This window comes from Sphingobacterium sp. Ag1 (assembly GCF_000988325.1).
Taxonomy (GTDB): domain Bacteria; phylum Bacteroidota; class Bacteroidia; order Sphingobacteriales; family Sphingobacteriaceae; genus Sphingobacterium.
Genome location: NZ_LBGU01000037.1, coordinates 67,585 through 89,039, shown reverse-complemented (window position 1 = coordinate 89,039; position 21,455 = coordinate 67,585). Strand labels below are relative to the sequence as shown.

15 protein-coding genes are annotated in these 21,455 nt (G+C 40.1%); 4 read left to right on the top strand and 11 right to left on the bottom strand.

Going from position 1 to position 21,455, the window contains the following annotated elements:
• Window positions 1-621 precede the first annotated feature (621 nt).
• A complete protein-coding gene (locus AAW12_RS11730) occupies window positions 622-1,365 on the top strand; it encodes a hypothetical protein (protein WP_156167625.1) in 744 nt (247 codons plus the stop codon).
• Between the two features lie 138 nt (window positions 1,366-1,503).
• Here AAW12_RS11730 and AAW12_RS11725 read toward each other — a convergent pair whose 3' ends face one another.
• Window positions 1,504-2,412, bottom strand: coding sequence for a DUF4625 domain-containing protein (locus AAW12_RS11725; RefSeq protein ID WP_084823152.1), 909 nt, complete (start codon window positions 2,410-2,412; stop codon window positions 1,504-1,506).
• A gap of 357 nt (window positions 2,413-2,769) precedes the next feature.
• Between AAW12_RS11725 and AAW12_RS11720 the strand changes: the two genes are divergently transcribed.
• Together AAW12_RS11720 and AAW12_RS11715 are read left to right on the top strand one after the other, a co-directional pair.
• Window positions 2,770-5,748 carry a SusC/RagA family TonB-linked outer membrane protein gene (locus tag AAW12_RS11720; protein WP_053003640.1) on the top strand — a complete coding sequence of 993 codons (2,979 nt, stop codon included), beginning with the start codon at window positions 2,770-2,772 and terminating at the stop codon, window positions 5,746-5,748.
• Window positions 5,749-5,759: 11 nt separating this feature from the next.
• Window positions 5,760-7,442: a RagB/SusD family nutrient uptake outer membrane protein gene (locus AAW12_RS11715; protein ID WP_046673816.1), complete on the top strand. Its 1,683-nt coding sequence runs from the start codon at window positions 5,760-5,762 to the stop codon at window positions 7,440-7,442.
• Between the two features lie 198 nt (window positions 7,443-7,640).
• Here AAW12_RS11715 and AAW12_RS25460 read toward each other — a convergent pair whose 3' ends face one another.
• The 8 genes from AAW12_RS25460 to AAW12_RS11675 form a co-directional block, all read right to left on the bottom strand.
• Complete coding sequence (locus AAW12_RS25460) at window positions 7,641-8,615, bottom strand: collagen-like protein (protein WP_053003639.1); 975 nt, start codon at window positions 8,613-8,615, stop codon at window positions 7,641-7,643.
• An 88-nt stretch (window positions 8,616-8,703) separates the two neighbouring features.
• On the bottom strand, window positions 8,704-10,617 hold the full coding sequence (locus AAW12_RS11705; protein ID WP_046673815.1) for a polysaccharide biosynthesis protein: 1,914 nt from the start codon (window positions 10,615-10,617) through the stop codon (window positions 8,704-8,706).
• 130 nt (window positions 10,618-10,747) lie between these two features.
• Complete coding sequence (locus AAW12_RS11700; RefSeq protein ID WP_197084022.1) at window positions 10,748-11,710, bottom strand: NDP-sugar synthase; 963 nt, start codon at window positions 11,708-11,710, stop codon at window positions 10,748-10,750.
• A 157-nt stretch (window positions 11,711-11,867) separates the two neighbouring features.
• Window positions 11,868-12,884 carry a gliding motility protein GldN gene (gene gldN / locus AAW12_RS11695; RefSeq protein ID WP_046673814.1) on the bottom strand — a complete coding sequence of 339 codons (1,017 nt, stop codon included), beginning with the start codon at window positions 12,882-12,884 and terminating at the stop codon, window positions 11,868-11,870.
• 30 nt (window positions 12,885-12,914) lie between these two features.
• Window positions 12,915-14,213: an SUMF1/EgtB/PvdO family nonheme iron enzyme gene (locus tag AAW12_RS11690; protein ID WP_084823151.1), complete on the bottom strand. Its 1,299-nt coding sequence runs from the start codon at window positions 14,211-14,213 to the stop codon at window positions 12,915-12,917.
• Window positions 14,214-14,239: 26 nt separating this feature from the next.
• Window positions 14,240-14,932, bottom strand: coding sequence for an outer membrane beta-barrel protein (locus AAW12_RS11685; protein WP_197084021.1), 693 nt, complete (start codon window positions 14,930-14,932; stop codon window positions 14,240-14,242).
• Window positions 14,933-15,141: 209 nt separating this feature from the next.
• Window positions 15,142-17,526, bottom strand: a complete 2,385-nt coding sequence (locus AAW12_RS11680; RefSeq protein ID WP_046673812.1) for a GumC family protein — start codon at window positions 17,524-17,526, stop codon at window positions 15,142-15,144.
• Between the two features lie 8 nt (window positions 17,527-17,534).
• Window positions 17,535-18,230, bottom strand: a complete 696-nt coding sequence (locus tag AAW12_RS11675) for a polysaccharide biosynthesis/export family protein (RefSeq protein WP_231585256.1) — start codon at window positions 18,228-18,230, stop codon at window positions 17,535-17,537.
• A 332-nt stretch (window positions 18,231-18,562) separates the two neighbouring features.
• Here AAW12_RS11675 and AAW12_RS11670 point away from each other — a divergent pair, with 332 nt between their 5' ends.
• The gene (locus AAW12_RS11670; RefSeq protein WP_046673811.1) at window positions 18,563-19,666 is read left to right on the top strand and encodes a nucleotidyltransferase family protein; all 1,104 of its coding nucleotides are present in this window, start codon (window positions 18,563-18,565) and stop codon (window positions 19,664-19,666) included.
• Between the two features lie 41 nt (window positions 19,667-19,707).
• On the opposite strand, the gene AAW12_RS11665 is transcribed toward AAW12_RS11670, so the two are convergent.
• On the bottom strand, window positions 19,708-20,844 hold the full coding sequence (locus AAW12_RS11665) for a DegT/DnrJ/EryC1/StrS family aminotransferase (RefSeq protein ID WP_046673810.1): 1,137 nt from the start codon (window positions 20,842-20,844) through the stop codon (window positions 19,708-19,710).
• A 17-nt stretch (window positions 20,845-20,861) separates the two neighbouring features.
• Window positions 20,862-21,452 (bottom strand): acetyltransferase, encoded by a 591-nt coding sequence (locus tag AAW12_RS11660; RefSeq protein ID WP_231585255.1) that lies wholly within the window; start codon window positions 21,450-21,452, stop codon window positions 20,862-20,864.
• Window positions 21,453-21,455: the final 3 nt, after the last annotated feature.

Sequence of the window (21,455 nt, the reverse complement as noted above, 5' to 3'; positions counted from 1 at the left end):
TTTATAAATAACGAATGAAAGAGGCTATTCAACTGGATAGCCTCTTTTTTATGCAATTCTACGCAACTCTGAATAGCAGGATCGCACATAACAGCTTAGTTTAGCTTTACAAAAACATAACAGAATCTGCTTTCCCAGCTACAGTCTGATTACCGCCAATTTTGATGGTTGCCCTAATTGCCTCCCTAGGTATTAGATAAACAATAAAACCGAAACACAGTAATGCAAAGTTATGCCTAATAACAGTTTTCAATCAATTCTTACATAGTAATCAGTCAATGTTTATCCATTACACACTGAGTAATTACTGAACAAACACTGAACGAGCAATGAACGAGCAATGTCAAAAGGCTTAATTTGGCTACTATTTGCCATGGTTCTCTGCAGCTAAAAATTACTCAAACTTTCACTGCAATCGCATCTTATTTTTCCCCTTTAAAGGGTTTATATTAAAGGAGACTTTCCCTTCGACCTTACATTTCTTTTTGAAAAGTATTGAAAACAAAAATATATATCCACACATATAATAACTTTAAGTTATTATAACTATCTTTAAAATTATATTAAGCTTAAAAATCACACAGCTTGTTTACTCAAATCGCAAAAAACATGCAATTTAAAATGACTCTACGAACCCTGCTTTTTGTCTGCGCCATCGGCCTGTTTTTTAGTTCTTGCCAAAAGGACGACTCTACTGAGCCGAAAGATCATATCGATATTGAAACGAAAGATGCTACTTGGACGAAATTGAGTATCCCGGGACAGCTCAGAGGCACATCGGCTATTTACGGCAATATCGACGACACCCTGGTTGTGGCCACCATGTACAAGATTTATATGACTACAGATAAAGGAGCTTCATGGCAAATGGTCAGTGATGCAGGACTTGGCATACCAAGCTTCAGTATGTATCAGGGAGAACTGATGGCTTTAAGCAACTTCCAAGACCATTCGACAAGTCCATTTTTATTCTCATTGGATCATGGCAAAAGTTGGAGCACAAAAGGCAAATACGGCTACGAAGTCTATGATAAAGTACGGGTCAATCGAAAAGAAACAAAAATCAGTGAAAACGAATCTTACAAAATCGTCCCTCAGCCCAAAGAAATCATCGACAAAGAATATGGACGTCCGTTAATGCAGCCAGACAAAATAATGAGGGTTACTGATAAAGGGGAACAGCTGCTCGATTTTCCTTTCCGCCGACAACTGAACTATGTCTACCACGATAAGAAAAATCGACTTTACATTGGCGCTGAAGGAACTCGTTTTGAGTGGACTGTTAAAGGCAATGAACGTACTTATCCAACGTCCACAGATACAGCGATCATATATATCAGTAAACTCCCGATCAGCGGACAATGATATAATTAGCTATAACATCAGTCGCAATTTCTTCAAGTAAAACCGGTAATTCACCATTCTTATAGAGCATCTATTAAAAAAGTAAAAGCCTTCCCTTAACTGGGAAAGCTTTGATAGAGTTAACTAGGCCAATATCTTCTAATACTCAATAGTAATGGGAATAGACTTAAAAGTACTCATATTAAACGTGGTATTTTTATATAATATAACGAGATTGTATTGACTAGATTGCCATTGTCTCTCACCGGTAATCTGACTGCCTAAACCATCTGTCTCGGCACCGATTATAATGTCATCGCCACTTATCACGCCATTAACCAACTTGTAAGTATTGACTTTTGACGCCGGTCCCAGATCTTTATGCTCAACTTTAGAAATAATGATAGCCTTCGTTAGGTCAAGTTTATCAACCGTTTCAGGAAAATGATTCAGGCTTCGCCTGATCAATGCTGTATATAAAATACCATCCCCCTGTATTTGCTTAATCTGCGCACGTGCCGTAAACTTATCCCCTTTTTTGAAAACCAATGGATTCTCTACATAGGTATTCATATAGTATACCATATCATCGTTTCGGGAGAAGATATCACGGTCCACAATTGGGTCAACAGGCATATTAGCCGCATCGAAGATCTGAAAATCTTCCTTTAACTCAAGCTTTGATCCATTAACATCGTTTACGATAAATAAAAAATCAAATTTACCCTCAGGCGCTTCCACTGGAATGGTAAAATGTTTGTGCACATTGGCATTTTTTAATCCCATAAACTCTTCCCAAGCAATTTCCATTTTCCATGGCGATGAATTTATCAGCTCAGTCTTAGGCAAAATCTTGACTTGAACAGACTCGATTTTATCGCCGGCCAGAATATCTGCATTAAAATGAAAATCCCGCCCTCGGATTGCTTGCTTATTATTGGCATAGCCAATTTCTATATTTTCTGCTTTTGGAGAAACGACCTCCACTATTTCCCCTTCTTTTTTACAGGATACAAAAAGCTCAGATACGAGCATAAATGCTAGGATAATTTTTATTGGTTTGATCATATAGTATAGCTTTTGTTAATGCAATATAGTTGCAAATATAATAAAATCAACACAAAAGCAATACAGTTGCAATAAATAAATCAATATCTTCCTTTTACTGTATAGTTGAAACAGCTTATCATTGATTGATATCAACAGTCAAATTGTCTCAAAATACCCTCATATTGTCTCAATCAGCAGTGCCTATACTGCTAATGCTGTAAATTTAGTGTTCATATCACACGAATTATATGCAGTATCTTGAATTTGAATATATCCATTTTTTTTGGAGCCGACAGCTGACATTGACCATTCTCCAAAAATCCTGTCAAACTCATTTTTCGTAAACAACCAATATCCTTTAATAAACATTAGCACATGAATTTTAAAATCAACAGTTTTAAAGTGGCTACTAAATTATTGCTATCCAGCAGCAGTTTTTTTGCTGGAGCCGCTTATGCCCTACCCCATGCACCCTATGTGCAGCAGGCCCAAACTACAGTCAAGGGCAGTGTTAAGGACCAACAGGGCAATCCCCTAGCTGGAGCCACGGTGTCTGTAAAGGGAAGCAATAGTAGCACCTCCACCGACGCCAACGGAACTTTCACCCTGACTAACGTGGAGCGAAATGCTGTCCTCGTCGTTCGAATGATCGGCTTTAGCGCCAGGGAAATCACTTATACGGGTGGTTCCAGTGTAAACGTACAACTGGTATCTGACACGCAGCAGCTCGAGGAGGCTGTCGTCGTCGGTTATGGCTCCCTTGACAAGAAAGAATTGACCAGCGCCGTTTCAAGCATCAAACAGAAAGACATGGTCGCGGGTGCTGTCTCTCCACTTTTGGCGATCCAAGGTAAAGTACCTGGTCTCAGTGTCATATCCACCAATGGAACTGACCCTAATGCCGGTATCTCCTTGCAATTGCGCGGTGTCAATTCAGTAAACGCCTCACAGGGACCCCTCGTGGTTATTGATGGTGTTCCAGGCGGCGATATCAACTCCGTAGCGAAGGAAGATATTGAATCCATTAACGTGCTGCGCGACGCCTCTGCTGCCGCTATCTACGGAACGCGTGCCTCTGGCGGTGTGATCCTGATCACCACAAAACGACCACAGGTCGGAAAAGCACAGGTGAATTTTACCTCCGAATACTTTGTCGAATCCATCCGCAAACGTCCCAAGGTCCTATCGGCAGAGAAATTTGTGGAATATGGCCTCGGTGAAGACCTTGGACATCGCACCGACTGGTATGATGAGGTTACCAACAATAATCCATTCAGCCATCGGCAAGTCGCAAACATCAGCGGCGGTTCCGAAAATGCCAATGTCTATACCACCTTTACCAAACGCGACGCCGAAGGAATGGCGATCACCTCCAAGCGGGATGAAATCGGTGGACGGATCAATAGTGCCTTCAAATTTTTCGATGGCTTTGCGGAGTTGAATACCAATATCAGCTACAACCAGGTAAAAGCGTTTGGCTCCAATGGTGACATCTTTAACAACAATGACATTTTTAACATGGCCCTGGTGATGAATCCTACCGAAACACCTTATGATGCCAATGATGTCAGTGGATATAATGTACTGGAAGGCGGATATGACACCTGGAATCCTGTGGCTGAAGCCCGCCTGCGCAGCGATGAAAAGCAATTCAAATACCTTTTGGCCAATGCAACCTTAAAGTTAAACCTCACAGAACATCTGACCACAAGCGCAACCATCGGGATAAAGAACAACAGCGAACATGGCAACTATTACCGATCGGCACAACATCGCATTTCGCGGGAGAACAATGTAGACGGATTTGCCAAGCAATATTATAGCCGGTTCAATGACCGCGTCTTTGAATGGACCGCCAACTATACAAACCGTTGGGACTCTCATTCCCTAAATGCTGTGGCAGGTTATAGTTACCAGGATTTTAATGGACAAGGATTTTCGGCCGAAAACTCCAATTTCCCTGTTGATGGTATTGGCGAAAACGATATGGGAACAGGAACCTATTTACCTGACGGACGTGCAGGCATTGGCTCCTGGAAAAACCCTTGGGTCAAGCTTGCTGCTTTTTTCGGGCGTGTCAACTACTCGTATCTGGACCGCTATATCCTGACCGCAACGGCACGTTACGAAGGTTCCAGCAAATTTGCACCTAAAAACAGATGGGGATTCTTCCCGGGACTGTCCGCAGGCTGGCGTGTTTCCCAGGAACCCTTCCTACGGGATGTCAAATTTATCAATGACTTAAAATTACGCGCAGGCTATGGAGAAACGGGCAATGAAGGCTTTGATGCAAAAGTTGCCACCCGGATGTATAGCGCCGACACCTGGTTTTTGCAGGATGGCAAATGGTTTAGGACTTATGGCGTGATGCACAACCAAAATCCAAACATCAAATGGGAGGTCAAAAAAGAATACAACCTCGGTTTAGATTTCACCGTATTGAACAACCGTTTAAGCGGTCGTTTTGATATTTACAAACGCAAGATCGACGACCTGATTTATGACATCAGCGTTTCCCAACCGCCGGCGATCCACGATAAAACCACCATGAATGTGGGTAGCATGCAAAATGCCGGATATGAATTTGAACTGAATTTCAAAGCCGTAGACAATGATCATTTCAGTTATACCACCAGCATTGTCGCTTCACATAACAAAAGTAGGCTCAATACATTGTGGGGCAGTCAGACCTTTACCGACCGGAAAGACTTCCCGGCACCCGGTTCGCCAGGCTCCGCGGTAAGGCTGTACCCAGCGCAGGATATTGGCCAGTTTTTCCTATGGAAATTTGCCGGATTTACAGATGACGGCTATTGGAAACTCTATGACAAGGACGGAAATGCCTTTGATGTGCGGGACCACAACAAGACCGTTGGCGACAAGTCTTTTGTCGGCAATGCGATCCCGACCTTACAGCTTTCCTGGAACAACCAATTTACCTATAAAAACTGGGATGCAAGTATCTATATGCGTAGCTGGATCGGACACGATGTGTTCAATATGATCAATATGTACTATAGCCTGCCCAATGTAAAAGGACAGAATGTATTGGAAGAGGCCTACGACAAGCATAAAAATATCAAGGGAGAAAAAGAGTTGAGCGATTACTGGTTGGAAAAAGGCACTTTTCTAAAGGTTGACGCGCTGAACATCGGTTATCGTTTTAACCAAAATTGGATCAAACCACTGAAATCAATGCGTGTCTATGCTACTGCACGCGACCTTTTTGTGTTTACAAACTACAGTGGACTGGATCCCGAAGTCAATATCAATGGCCTCGAACCTGGCTTTGAAGAACGCAATGTCTATCCAAAGACCAGGACTTTTATGATGGGGTTACAAGTAAATTTTTAAACTAAACAAATATGAAAAAATACATTTCCATAGCAGCATTATCCGTAGCATTATTGCTATCAGGATGCACCAAATTGGATCAGGAATTTTATAGTTCGGTCACGCCGGACACCTTTTTCAAAAGTGAGAAAGACATCAAGGCGGCCTTGTTTAGACCATTTACCCATGCCAAATGGTATATGGGCGAAGACCGTTGGCGCCTACAGGAATATACGGCAGACAATTTTGCCATTACCACCAAGGGACGCCACTGGTATAATGGTGGCGAGAATGAGCGCTATCATTACCACCGTTGGACGGCAGATGACAATTGGATTTGGGGAAGCTGGCGCGGAACCCTGATGGGGGTTGCCCTCGCACTGGATACAAAAAGCGATCTAAGCAAATTGGACTACGGCAAATTTGCCCTGAGCGACGAGCGGAAAGCAGCAGATCTCGCACAATTGGATGCCTTGATCGCCTACTTTTATCTACGTGGATTAGATTATTTTGGCGGTATGCCTATTTTCGAATCCCTAGACCAAGAGTCCCTACCGCGCAATAGCGAACAGGAACTGTTTGCCCATATCGAAAAGCTGCTCAAAGCTGCTATTGAAAATCTTCCGGCAAAGAAGGCCGGCGACAAGGAAGAAGGGGCGATCCGAAAAGCTGCGGCAGCAGCCATGCTGGCACAGCTCTACTTCAATGCAGAGGCCTATATCGGTAAAGCGATGTATGCTGAAAGCCAAAAATTGGCACAGGATATTGTCAATAAGGTTTATGGAGATTATGCTCTAGATACCAAATGGAACGGCGTGCACGGGTTTAAAAACAATGAATCGCCCGAAATTATTTGGTCTATGCCATCCGAATTCAAGATGCTGGAGTACAATTGGTTTTATGCCGACTTCTATCATTACAACACGAAACAGTTCTTTGCACAGGACATGGGCGGCAACAATGGAGCCCATCTGACGCCGTCGAAGAAGCCCAACGGCTCACTTTACACAGCAGACTTTAAGCTAGGTTCACCTTTTGAAACCTTCGACCAAGGCGATCTACGCAAAGCACCCTACGTTTACCATGGCTCGGACCAATATGAGGGGATGTTTATCGTTGGTCCCCATAAAACACCGAGCGGCGAGGCTATTCTCGGCGGTGAGGAATATAAGGACAAGCCCTTGAACTTTGTCGACCAGGTCGGTCGCTTTTCAGAAGTTGGGCCAGGAAAAAAATACAGTTCCATCGATCAGCTGTCCTCCAAAATGTCCGAAGGTGAGGAAAACACAGGCGTACGTCTTGTGAAAGTACCCATCCCGAATCTCGCCAACAATACGTTACGCTGGGGAGCTGATATGCCGATTATCCGATTGGCAGAAGTCTACTATATGCTTGCCGAATGTGATTACAGATTAGGAAATAAGGAAAAGGCTGCGGAACTGTTCAATATCGTCCGAAAGCGCAACTTTGTCAATGCTGCCGATCCTAATCCCGTAACTGCTGCCAATATGGACAAGTACCGTATTCTGGATGAATGGAGTATTGAATTTCTAGGGGAAGGTCGACGACGCACGGATCTGATCCGGTGGAAAGCTTTCACGACAGAAAAGTGGTGGGATCATAATCCGAGTACTTCCACGCATCTGAATCGTTTTCCAGTACCTAATCAGGCCATTGCTGGTAACAGCAGCCTGGCACAGAATCCGGGATATTAAAAGTGATAAGGATTGACCTTTTAAAATGAGAAGTCATTCCAGATCAGATCGTTTTATAAAGTAAATATTTTCGGAGTTCCTGATATACATTGAAATAAAACTGGAAGACAAAAAAAAGAACCTCACCATAAATGGTGAGGTTCTTTTATAAAAAGGCTTTTAGATCGTTCCTTTAGTAAAGTGAAAATAACCACTTTACTATTTGAGCCGAAGATATCGCTCAACATTTTCCCTAGCAATTCCTTTCGCTTTTAATTCCTCATATTTATAAGCCTTCACTAAGATCCATATTGTATTAGATCTAAAAGGTGATTGTTGCCAGCCGTCTGAACCTGCTACACTAAATTTAAACTTAGTAGCGTTAGAACCTGTGGATGTAATATTACTTTCAACTCTTACGTCAAATAATCCATTCAAACCGATACTTACACTTGAAAATTTGTAATATTTCTTAGTATATTCACCGACCAATTCTTTCCATTGATTTAAACTTATGTTGTTGCTTAGCCCTTCATATCCCGGAGAAGCGGCAGCATAAGTAACAAAATACGTATTCGATGCATCTCCAGAAATCGTATATTCGTCAGTGAGAGAAGAATAGATCCAAATATTTCCATTTGGAGCACTAATGTAATTTTTACCCCAATCCGGTTTTATAATATAAACCGATACGCCATTTTCAGTATCGGATTTCAAACTGGTTGGATTTCCCCAACTACTTTCTGATTTTGGGCCGTAGATAGACATTTCTTTCAAATTAATATAAAAATCTCCAGCTCTACCGATAGAAATGGATGGCACCCCTTGCCCGGAAAGAATTGTTGCGCCAGGTATTCCTGTTGCACCTGTAGGACCTTTTAAATTAAATGCGGAGCCCCAACCTCCACTGGTTTTTGGTCCATATAAATCTCCATTTGAAAGGTTAAGATAAAAATCACCATTAACACCTACTGTTGTACTGGGTGCAATTTTTCCACTTAAAATGGTACTCCCATTTTGGCCGTTAACACCTTTTTCCCCTTGAGAACCTTTCTCACCTGGAGGTCCTTGTGGACCTGTTTCGCCGTCTTTTGAACATCCTAGAACAAAAACCAGCATAAAAATCGACAATAAACTCCTCATATTAGTTTTAAATTTCAAATAAAAATACAAAATAAATATTTTTAATTTCATAACATTTATAAATACCTTTCTAAGAAAATTTTCTATAATAGAATATTATAAATTTTCAGAAATAAGCATAATACTAAGATCAAAAAAATTAGCAATCTAAAGAAGTGAATATCGAATTCTGAGAACGGAATTCTGGTACAATATCTTTAACTAATTGCACTAGTTTCATTTTATCATCATTCGGATCCGCAGTCTTCGCGAGTGCACAAAGTTGTTCAATTCGCGCTTTTTGCAATGCGAGGTCCGGGGTGTTGACCTTTGCAATCATAATCTTCTCATGATAGGTCTTTTCGGTATTCTCCCCATTTGCCAGAAGCTCTTCAAATATCTTTTCACCCGGTCTGAGACCTACGACCTTAATGTCAATATCTTCGGGGTAATTGTAGCCTTTTAAGCGGATCATCTGTTTAGCGAGATCCATAATCTTAACGGGTTCGCCCATGTCAAAGACAAATATTTCACCGCCTTTACCCATCACTGCAGCTTCCTGTACCAATTGGCAGGCTTCGGGTATGGTCATAAAATAACGGGTGATATTCGGATCGGTAATTGTCAGCGGCCCACCTTTGAGCATTTGCTTTTCAAACAATGGAATGACTGAACCATTGGAGCCTAACACATTACCAAAACGCGTGACGATAAAGTTGGTTTTGGAGTTTATATTCACCGTCGATATAGCAATCTCCGCTACACGTTTGGTAGCCCCCATGACATTGGTCGGATTCACCGCCTTATCCGTGGAGATCATAACAAATTTAGCTACATTATATTTATCGGCCAGCAAAGCAACGTTATACGAACCCCATACATTTGTTAGAATAGATTCGTATGGATTGGCTTCCATCAAAGGTACATGTTTATAGGCAGCCGCATGAAAGACGTATGTCGGTATGTAGAACTGAAACAGTGTATCCATAAATACGGCATCCCGGACATTGCCCACCATAAATACGCAACGCGCAAAATTTGCGGAGGAGCTCAGCTCCTGTTGAATATCATACAAAGAAGATTCCGCTTGGTCTACCACAATAAGCTGTTTCAAATCTGTATGCGCGAGCTGGCGCACCAGTTCACCGCCAATAGAACCTGCTCCCCCTGTCACCAATACGATCTGTCCCTTCATCTCTGCAGCAATAGCAGGATTGTCTAGATCGATTGCTTTACGTCCCAGCAGGTCCTCTATGCGTAAACTACGTATTTGCCGGGTTGCCACTTCCCCTGCCATTAAACGAGCCGTATCTGGAATAATTTTAACGATTAAAGGAATCGGCTCGGCCAACTTAAAAATTCTGCTTAGTCGTTCGGGAGCCCTATTATCTATTGCAACGATAAGCTCAGCTGCATTGCCGTGCCGTTGAACAAATGCTTTATTTAGCTCGCTGATATCATGAATTTTAAAACCCTGGATTCGATTTCCGATGCGATGCGGATTATCATCCATAATGGCTACAATCCGATATTTGTTGCGCGATGTAGTATGGATAAAATGAAAGGTAGTATTACCCATATTACCTGCGCCAAATAAAATAACCGGAATACGGTTGTCTTTATTGCCCCACATCAACTCGTGGTACAGCGCTCGGTAGAGTACGCGGCTAAATGTCATTCCGAAACCCGCAATCAAGGCGTGAAAAAGCAATTGTGTATCTGAAAAAGGAAAGATCGTCGTTAAAAATTCGGGTTGTGACCATTCCAATATTTTAGAGACTATTACCGTAGAAAAGTAAGCCAGTACAATAGCCATAACGATTCGCTGCAATTCGCGGATACCTGTTTTATGGACTACACCTTTAAAAGTTCCCAGTAGACAGAAACAAATTAGGTATATGGTAGACACTAACACCCCCTGCTGTTGCATTGGCTCGATCTCAATACCACCTCTATGCTTAAAGATCAGCACATAGCTGGCAAAGAAGGCGATTGTGACTATGATCATATCCAACAACAGAATGATCCAACGTGGCTTGTTAATAGACAAGCCCTCTTTCCATACATTACTCATTAAAAAAATATTAAATCCCTTTCAAGGTTTAAGTTTGTGCAAAACTACCAAATAAAATGGTATAAATACAGTAAAAGTTCCCCAGTGATATCGGAGAACTTTTACTGCGTATATTAAATGAAATTGCTTTCTAAAAATCGAGATAAATACTTTCATCGACTACCTTTTTCTCTGGCCATAATCGTTCAGGATAGTGTCCGTCCTCAATTAACCGATGAATACTTTGTTGAACCTGCTCCTTGTCCTCCTTATATGTTACACCGAACCATTTCGCATTGGTTGGTAGCACTGAAAAATTGGCAACACCTTGCTTGACCATATAATCCGGTAAATCAGGAATAAAGAATTCGGATTTGGGATTCTCATGGTTTTTCTCCACAAAATCAGGAAACAAGCTTCGAGCAATCTCAAATATTTTAGGTGTAAATCCCCAAAAATTCATGGACACCCGAGTATCTCCAGGCAAAACGGTTTCTTTTTCATCCTGCGCGTAGACAATATCTTGGTCTTTACGATAGATGTTGGTTCTTTCGGTCACACTTTGTAAATGATCTGTCCCATTTACTTCACATACTCCGCGCGAGACATAGCCAAAGTCGGAAAGGGTATTACCGACTTCAAAACCGACCAGCGCCATCTCTTGATCATCCGCTCTTTGGGTCAGAAAATCGGCCATCTTTTGAAAAGCATCATAGCCATAGAAATCGTCCGCATTGATCACACAAAATGGTCTATCCACTTCATGCTCAGCACTCATTACTGCATGACCGGTACCCCAAGGTTTTTGGCGTTCAATTATTCTATCGATTCCAAATTTTTTCAGATCTAAATCCTGATAAGCATAGGCAACTTCGACCGATTCAGGAAGTTTAGAACCAACATTTGATTTCATGATTTCGAGAAATTCTTCCCGGATGACAAAAACAATCTTTCCGAATCCAGCACGAATGGCGTCATAAATCGAGTAATCAATTATTTTTTCACCAAATGGCCCAAAGCTTTCCACTTGCTTAGCCGATCCATAACGGCTCGCCATACCTGCGGCCAAAATAACTAGAATGGGCTTTTGTATATTTTCAATGCTGTTCTTCATTTCTATCTAAATGTGATTTTTATATTGCGCTCGCAATCAATAGCAATATTGGTACCAGTTTCATAATTTCCACATTATTAAATAATGAATTATTAAACAAAAGCGAGCTTTTCGATTTATAGAAAAGCTCGCTTCGTACAAAACGGATTATATCGTTTTACAATTTCTGTTCCGTTTCCTTTTGCTGGTTTTGGCTTTGTGAAGTTTTACTGTCACTGGACTGATTCCCTTCCAATTCCTCGGCTCTTACCCCTTTTGGATTGCTCCATAATTTTTTCTTATAAGCATCCAGTTTCTCTTCCACTTTTTTTCCGTCCAACTGCTGCCCACCGTTTTCAGTTTCTTTTAGATTCTGCAACATGCCCGGAGAAGATTCACGCACAATGGTACTCGCAAATTTGTTTTGCACAAAAAAATCATCCATGGTCATGTCATAAAGCCCCTTATCCGGATCAGAAATATCAACTTGGATAAGACTATATCGCAACTGTGGGAAATAGAGCCAGAATGCAGGAGTTGCACCCACCGATTCCGCAAGTTCCGCAGAAGTCGTAATATTCATTAGCGGAGCTACACCGATAATCCGTGTTTCCAATCGGCTCCGCTGCTTATCGAAGAAGATATCTTCTTTAATTCTAAATTTGGTCACGCGCGCAGGGTCAAATTCATTCAGTGCCATTTTCGAATCAATCTGATTACCTTCACCATCAAAAATTGGCACAAGTACGCTATCCGCAAATCTGGCCATCCCCTCTTGGGCACTCAGTCGGCCTTTAAAAGAATCGTCATTTGGACTATAGAGCGAAAGTTTGCCTTTTTCAATGGCTTTCATGACCACCTCGATCAGGGAATTACCCGGGATTGCAAGTATGTTATTCTTTTCATCTTTCAGATCAATATCACGCCATACACGTTTGTAAAAACGGATATTCTTCTTGTTTACCTCTGGATATGCAAAGGGGACAGCATCCTCCATGCTATTGGCCTGATAAAATCCATCAGTTAACGGGATTGTATCCTGAATGACTTCTCCTGATGTTATAGGAGTAGCTGAATTAACATTATTTAAAATGTTTTGATTTTTAGGGACTGTATCTATCGTTGTCTCTTGCTGGGCAAACAATGACCCAACTCCAAAAGTCATCGCAGCTATCAATACTATTTTTGTTTTCATTGTTATCGATTTTGGGGTTAAAACAGCGGGTTAGTACTTACGTGTTTTGCTCTGTACAGTAGGCATTTCAAAAGCCGACATGACACAGCGGAAACCGATATAAGAATGCGGTTCATAGTCTACCGAATAATTACGCGTCTCGCTATTCAATTGTTCACCATTGTCTTTCCATGATCCACCACGTACCACTTTACGTTTCAGGGCGTCACCATCTTTGGCATCCGCATCATACAGCAACGCAGGATTTAAATCGTTGACAAATACCACGGCTGAAGGGCTGTAAGCATCGAGCGTCCACTCAGACACATTTCCAGCCATATTGTATACCCCAAAAGCGTTCGGCATATAAGATTTCACGGGTAGTGTGAATGTAGCACCATCACGGGAATAGGTTCCTTCACCTTGTTTGAAGTTGACAGCCAGTTTCTTTTTGCCTTCCGTACCATCAATTGTCATGCGTGATCCTGCGATGGTATCTTGCGGATCCAATTTGCCTGAAGCAGCATATTGCCACTGCGCTTCGGTGGGCAAGCTCAAGCTCAGTTGGTATCCATTCAGATAAGAGTTTTTTAATATTGTTGCCGCCATCTCATTTGCTCTCCAGTCTGTAAATGCCCTAGCTTGTCTCCAGGTAACGCCTATTACTGGATAATAATCAAAAGAAGGATGCGTAAAGTAATTGGCATCCAAAGATGCTAGTTGCGCATTCGGAAAGTCTTTTGTCCAAATATCTTCGACAGGCATTACAGCAACTGTATCTGTCACATATTTCTTCTGCACGTTACCCTTAGACTGTAGGTAAGAGAAGCGGTATTTAATCACTTCGGGATTTAGTGCACGCCTGTTGCCATGCATTTCAAGCATAGGCGCTAAGCGCTCCTGAATACTTGGATCATTGCTTTTCCATATTGGCGATATCTTTTTAACCTTGGCCCAATTGATACGTTTTTGACCAACCTGTTCGCCGGCAATCTCCAGGAAGTATTGATCATCATTGAGATAATCTGTTACAGCAACCGAATCAGCTACCCAGTTTACAAATTCGCGATATTGTTTATTAGTGACTTCGGCTTCATCAATAAAGAAGGCGCTTACACTCACATTTTTCCCTACGTTGCCACTATCTAGGGATCCTTTAAAAAGAATAGTGCCGGAGGGAATATAAACCATCCCCGGGGGCGCTGGTAACTTTCCGCCTCGAAAGGCATTTACCTTTGGGGCTTTATACATTGCAGAATTAGATTTACATGCAGCAAAACCAATTAAAATAGCCAGCGAAAGAAGCCCAAGTAAACGACTGCTATAGAACCTTTTTAGTATATTCATCATTTCGTTTTATTAAAATTTTGATTTGCTTATTTACGGTTAAATAATCCATATTTCACACCCACTGAAATAAGACCATATTGGTCATTATTTTTATTGATGATACCATCCAGATTATCATTGAATGTCAAGGTATGTTGATAGTTTACATTGATTGCCCATTGAGGTCCATATAAAGTTCTACCGAAGGGAATATCTAAGCCTACATTTAAAGGGAGAACAAAGTGAATCTCGCCGTTATCTTTTGATATTTCGCCACCGACAGATTCCAGATAATTGGCATATAGAGCTGAGATACTTTTTGCAATTCGGTTTTTCACCAATCCGGCACCAGCTCCAACATAAACGTTGGAAAGAATCCGAGAAAAGGTATTTGCCTCTAAAGTATAATAGCTATAATTGTGGGCATTTCCCAAAAACTGACCTAAACGAATTTTTCCATTGACATTTCCCGCAAAATAAAGGTTTTTAAAATCACTTTCATAACCATTCCCAGCAAGGGTTCCTTTCTCCCCATGTAGTCCTACGGAAATATATGGTGTGATCAGATAATCGGCCTCGCCATAAAAAGCGAATTTCGGTTCTACATTTCCCAAGTCAGTTAGATTGATTGTGGCACCCACTCCAGCCCCAATACTAATAGGACGCGAAAACTGAGCCGACACGGAACCAATTGTAAGCAGAAGGGCCACTAAAAGTGTGTATATAAATTGTTTTTTCATAGATAAAATATTTAAAGGGCTTGTGTTTGAAATATCACGATTCCTTTCGTGCCGCAAATAATCGTTGTTGTGCATGATTTTGTACTGATTAGTAGTATGTAATTCAAAAACGGTTGATTTTGTCAATTAGTATAAATTGAAAAATCCCAAACCGAAGTATCGATTTGGGATTATACAACAATAAGGCCAAAATCTGCATTATTGTAGCTTTATTTTATATTTAGTCGATCTTTAATATCCTGCCATACCTTCGCTAAGCCTGTTTTCTTCTTTCCTTTATCGCCATAACCATAGCCATAACCATAACCGCGAGCAAAATCAACATCATTCACCACAGCAGCGAGATTATTCAATTTGCCATCGAAATATAACTCGCGCGGAACTTGTAACAAGCGCTTATCCAAATAATTAACACGAGACACATATAATGTTAAATCAGCATTATGAGCGATTAATAAAGTATCTGTTACCAAGCTCACTGGAGCAGTATCAACCAAAATATAATCGTAGTGTTCACGCGCATATTTAATTACATCATCGAAATGACCATTCATCAACAGTTCCGCTGGATTCGGTGCGATATAGCCTGAATAAACCACATCAAAATCATAATTGCCCGGCTTTTTGATAATGATATTATCCACATCCATATCGGGATTGATCAAAAATTGTGTAATACCGACATTTGTATGTTGTAAATGCGATAAACCCAGATAATCCAATACTTTAGGACTACGAATATCCGCGCCTATCAATAATACTTTCTTACCCGACATAGATAAAATCTGAGCTAAATTTGTGGTGACGAAAGACTTACCTTCCCCAGAAATAGTCGAAGTAACAAATATCACTTTAGATGCTTCTTTTTTATCCGCCCCAAACATAAAATTCATATTGGTACGAAGAATACGGAAAGCTTCAGCTAAAGAAGATCGGTCATTAAGATGTACGATAGTGTCCTCGGCTGTAGGGATCTCTCCCAGCACAGGGATTTTAACAATTTCTTCGATATCTTTCCGTGAATGAATTTTATTATCTAACAAAAATTTAAGATAGAGAGCAATAAATGGAATTAAAAATCCAAGTAGGATCGCACCTAGAATAACAATCGGCCTTTTCGGGGACACGGGAGTACCATTTCCATAGGCCGCATCTATAATTTTTAAATTATCAGGTGTAGCGGCTGCTTTTACCTCACTCTCCTCTCTTTTCTGCAATAATAATAAGTAAAGAGACTCAACTATCTTTTGTTGCCTCGATATTTTTTTAAATCCCTGTTCTTGGCTAGGAATTGAACTAATTCTTCCTTTTATCTCGTTAGATTTCCGTTCAATGCTATTTAAAGCCAGTTTAGTTACACGTTGATAATTAATTAACGATTGCCTTATATTTTTATCACTTTCAGCTATATTTTCATTCATAGCAATGACGGTAGGATTTTGTTCAGAAGCCGATTTTAGTAGATCATCACGTTCCAACACTAATTTATTATAAGCTTCAATAGAACTACCTATTGAGGCATCCTGTAGGCCAATATTTGAAGGTAAGAGCTTTCCAACTTCTTGATTCTTCAAATAATCGTTCATATGATCAACCAATTGTAACTGTGTTCGATATTCTAAGACCTTTTTATCATTATCCGAAGCTGTACTTAAGAATACTCCTGCTTCTGTAGCCATATCAACCATTGAATTCGCCGACTTAAATTCGGCGGCTTCCTCATCAGCTCCAGAAAGATCTTTAGATATAATCATCAATCTCTTATTGATAAAATCGGAGGTAGCCCGTGTCATCCGTAATTTATCGTTCGTTAGATCAGCATTATAGACTTCTATTAAACTATTAAGAACCAATGCTGCTTTCCTTTCTAAAGTTGACATCATTGAGAAATTAACAATATAAGATTGCAATTCCTTATTTGGTTTAATATTTATGGCCGCTAGATTAAGATCGACAGCCCAATCTTTCGGGATAACATTAATAATATACTCAGTTGCAGAACTGTTTTTGTTATTCCCACGTCGAAAAACTACACTACTTTTCCCTAATCTAACAACTTTATCAAAAGTAGTTTCTATTCTATCTCCACTATAAAGATCTGTAATATCTAGATTGGTACCCTTCTTTAGCACAATTCGCATATTGATCCTTATGCTATCTTGGTTACCTTGCGGTTGCACGACAAATGGCATGTCATCCTCCAAAACTTCTGAGGTACGAATACTCCCTTTAGAAGAATAGATTACATTAAGATGATGTTTATCGACAACCTTTCGCATTAGCCTGCGCGAAGACAGAACTTCTATCTGATCTGTGACAAAAGCTGTTCGCGTTCCACCAAATCCCATACTACTCGTTAACTCAGCAATTCCCGCCAGCTCACCGGCAGCGGCACTTTTCTCATCTTTTAAAAGAATCTTCGCCGTGGTACTGTAAGATTTTTGAGCATACCTTAAATATACTATGGCGCCTGCTAACGCAAGAATCAACGAGAGAACAAACCATTTCCAATAATATAAGTACTGTTCAAATAGTTGTCTTAAATTGATTTCCTCTTCTTGTTTATCGCGAATTTGTGTAGATCTTTGTTCCATGAAATTTATTATCGAGTCAATACTGAAATTACAGTAATTATTAATCCAGCGATGGATATGATAACATTTGTATTTGCCCCTAATTTTGAATTATTAATTTGAGATTTATTGGGCTCCACATAAATTACATCATTTTGGACCAAATAATAATATGGGGAGTTTAATGTATTTTGCTGTGTAAGATCTAAGCGGTGCATTGTTTTTTGGCCATCAATTTCTCGAATTAACATAACATTTTGCCGAACCCCTCGTATTGTCAAATCTCCTGCCATTCCTAATGCTTCTAATACAGTTACTCGCTCTGTAGGCATAATAAATGATCCTGGACGAGCAACCTCTCCTAAAACAGAAATTCTAAAGTTATTAAAATTTATGTTGACTCCAGGGTCTTTAATGTATTTACTTAAATCCAATCGTAACTTTTGGATCGCTTGAGTCCGTGTCATTCCAGCGACGTGGACTTCTCCTAACATCGGCAAAACAATATTTCCTTTTTCATCTACCGTGTACGTCGGACGAAGTGCCATATCAGTTTGCTGCGTTATACTCCCACTGATCATAGTACTCATTGGATTAAATGGGGCTGTTACTTTCGGATCAGCGGCAGTAACTACGATAGTCAATATATCACTTGGTTGAATCTTTGGAACATATTGCTCATATAAGGTATTGATTTGACTTGAGTCCGGCTGAAAATAAGCCATGCTCCTCCGAGAACCACAGGAATTAAAAAACATCAACGTAATAAGACAAAACGCTAACGTTAAACCATACTTAAAAATTAATCGCATGTTCTATTAATAATTTATAAAATTGATTTCTTGACTTGACAACAAAAATATACTTTTTTTCTCACTATTCTAAAAAATACCACTTAATAACGGTTTAAATTTGCAACCGCAACTTGTTAGCAAGATTTATGCCTAAAATTTCGTTCACCAATTTTAAGCACAATATTTCTGCCAAAAAAATAAATAGAGCGATCTGCAAAAAGAATAAAAATTACTAAATTTGATCTATTTAGATATTATATACAATGAATACTCAACTCAGAGATCCTCTTTTTAAATTATTGCAAATAGGCCTTTGGGGGCGAGGAAATTTAGATATTACTATCCCCTTGAGCGAAAGCGAATGGGCAGACCTATATAATTGGTCGGTTTCACATACAGTAGAGGGAATAATTTTTGACAGCTTTGCTTTTTTAAATGAAGATCAACTTCCTCCTCAGTCATTACGATTAAAATGGGCTGTCAAAGTTGACCAAATTGAGCGCCATAATATTGAGATGAATAAGGTTATTGCGTCTCAATATTCAGCCTTTAAAGAACTTGGTATACAGCCTATCTTGCAAAAAGGGCAAGGTGTTGCACAGTTATACCTTAATCCCTTACATAGAATATGCGGTGACATTGATTGGCATTTCGAGGATAATGGTTATGCCATAGCACGTAAATATATAAAAGAGAAGGGTATAATTGTAGAGGATACCAAAAGCTTTAGCTTACATTACAACTACGATAACCAGTTTATTGAACATCACAAACAGCTTTTTGATCTCCGAAACCCTCTTATACAACCCTATCTGCGTTCCATTTCTAAATACTATCGTGAAAAACAGGGTATCTTGAAAATTGAAGATGTCGCAGTCCGAATATTGGCACCGGAGCTACAGCTTTTTCAAGTAAACTCGCATATACTAAAACACTTAATTACATTTGGCATAGGGTTAAGACAATTTTGCGATTCGGCAAGATTGTATGCCCAATACAGTAATCAAATTGATGCGGAAGCTTTAAAAAAGATTTATCAAAAGACTGGAATTTTAAAATGGACGCATTTGCTCCACCAAATTCTAGTTAACTATATCGGACTGCCTAAGTCAAATCTACCTTTTCCATATCCTGAAAATATTGATTCAGCTTGGATGCTGGAAGAAATCTGGTTTGGCGGTAATTTTGGCTATCACGACAAACGTTATGCTGAGGGGAAAGTAAATAATGCAGTATCTGTACACCCAGATGGCGCTAAAAGACTTTGGCAAAATTTTAAGCGTTATTTACCTTATGCGCCACAAGAAGCTATATTCTTCCCTATTATGCATTTCTATTCCAAGTTCATCGGAATAGACAGAGACTAATTGAAACGAGCTTTCAATTTTCATTAAAAGCTCGTTTTACTTTATTTACTAAAAACTTGTTCGATTTTGGCACGAATACGCCCTCTCTCGACGTCTGTCAAGTTTGATCCTGAGGGTAAACAAAGTCCTGTGTCAAACAATTTTTCAGCTATATTGCTTCCATAATATGGAGTGTTCTCAAACACAGGTTGTAAATGCATTGGCTTCCATAGTGGACGCGATTCAATATTATCTTCCAACAGCGCCAGGCGCAGATCTTCACGCGAGACACCTGTTATAGCCTCATCAATGGTAATAGCAGCCAACCAATGGTTAGAATAAAAATCATCGCTAGGCTCTGTCAACACACGGATTCCATCAATACTAGCAAATATATCAGAATAGAACTTTGTCATGCCGCGACGAGCTGTAACACGATGTGTTAATACCTCCATTTGGCCTCTTCCTATACCGGCACAAATATTAGACATTCTATAGTTATAACCAATATGAGAATGCTGATAATGAGGGGCATCGTCACGCGCTTGTGTCGAAAGGAATACGGCTTTGTCTTTATCTTCTTTTGTATGGCATACCAGAGCTCCACCACCGGAAGTTGTGATAATTTTATTACCATTAAAGCTTAATACACCGAAACGTCCAAAAGTACCACATGCTTTCCCTTTATAAGTCGAACCTAGAGCCTCTGCAGCATCTTCGATGACAGGAATATCGAATTCTTCGGCAACTGCTAATATTTCATCCATTTTGGCTGGCATACCATAAAGGTGAACCACAATAATTGCCTTTGGCTTCTTACCGTTGGCAAAGCGATCACGAATTGCATCTTTCAGCGCTAATGGACACATATTCCAGGTGTCAGCTTCGGAATCTACAAATACTGGTATCGCTCCCTGATAGGCGATCGGATTAGCTGATGCGGAGAAAGTCATTGACTGACAAATTACTTCGTCACCATAATTTACGCCGCATTCTATCAAGGCTAAATGCAAGGCTGCAGTTCCGGCGGAAAGGGCAGCTACCTGAACATCCGAATTTAGAAATCTTTCCAAATCTTCTTCAAAGCCATTGACATTGGGGCCTAAGGGAGCTACCCAATTATAATCAAACGCTTCATGGATGTATTTTAATTCATTCCCTCCCATATGAGGAGAAGATAACCATATTTTATCTGACATAGTGGTAAAAATTAACGTTACTTTTTTATTATTCTTCCAGGATTACCCACCACGGTACATCCATCTGGTATATCTCTAATAATCACAGCTCCAGCCCCTATTTTCACCCATTTTCCAATCGTTATCCCTTGGATTACACAAGCTCCTATACCGACATGTGTTCCCTCTCCAATATGCACATTTCCTGCCAGCGCTACATTTGGCGATAAATGTACAAAATCTTCGATAATACAATCATGATCTATGGAAGCATTTGTATTGATAATACAATGTTGACCTACATTCACGTCCACATTAATCGTTGCACCAGCCATTACTACTGTACCATTTCCTAAAATACTACGGCTAGAAATATTAGCCCTTGGATGTATTAAACTCGGATAAGTAAATGAACGTATCTCATTTACTATTCTTTTCCTTATTTCATTATTTCCAATAGCAATAATTGCTTCAATCGGTCTCTCCGGATTTCTATGAAAAACAGTATATTCCAATAACGACGATTTATTTAAATCGGTATCGATAAAGCCTTCTATTTTTAGGTTATTATGTTCAGCAATTTCTGCTATTACTTTTCCATGGCCACTTGCTCCAAACAAATACATCATTCA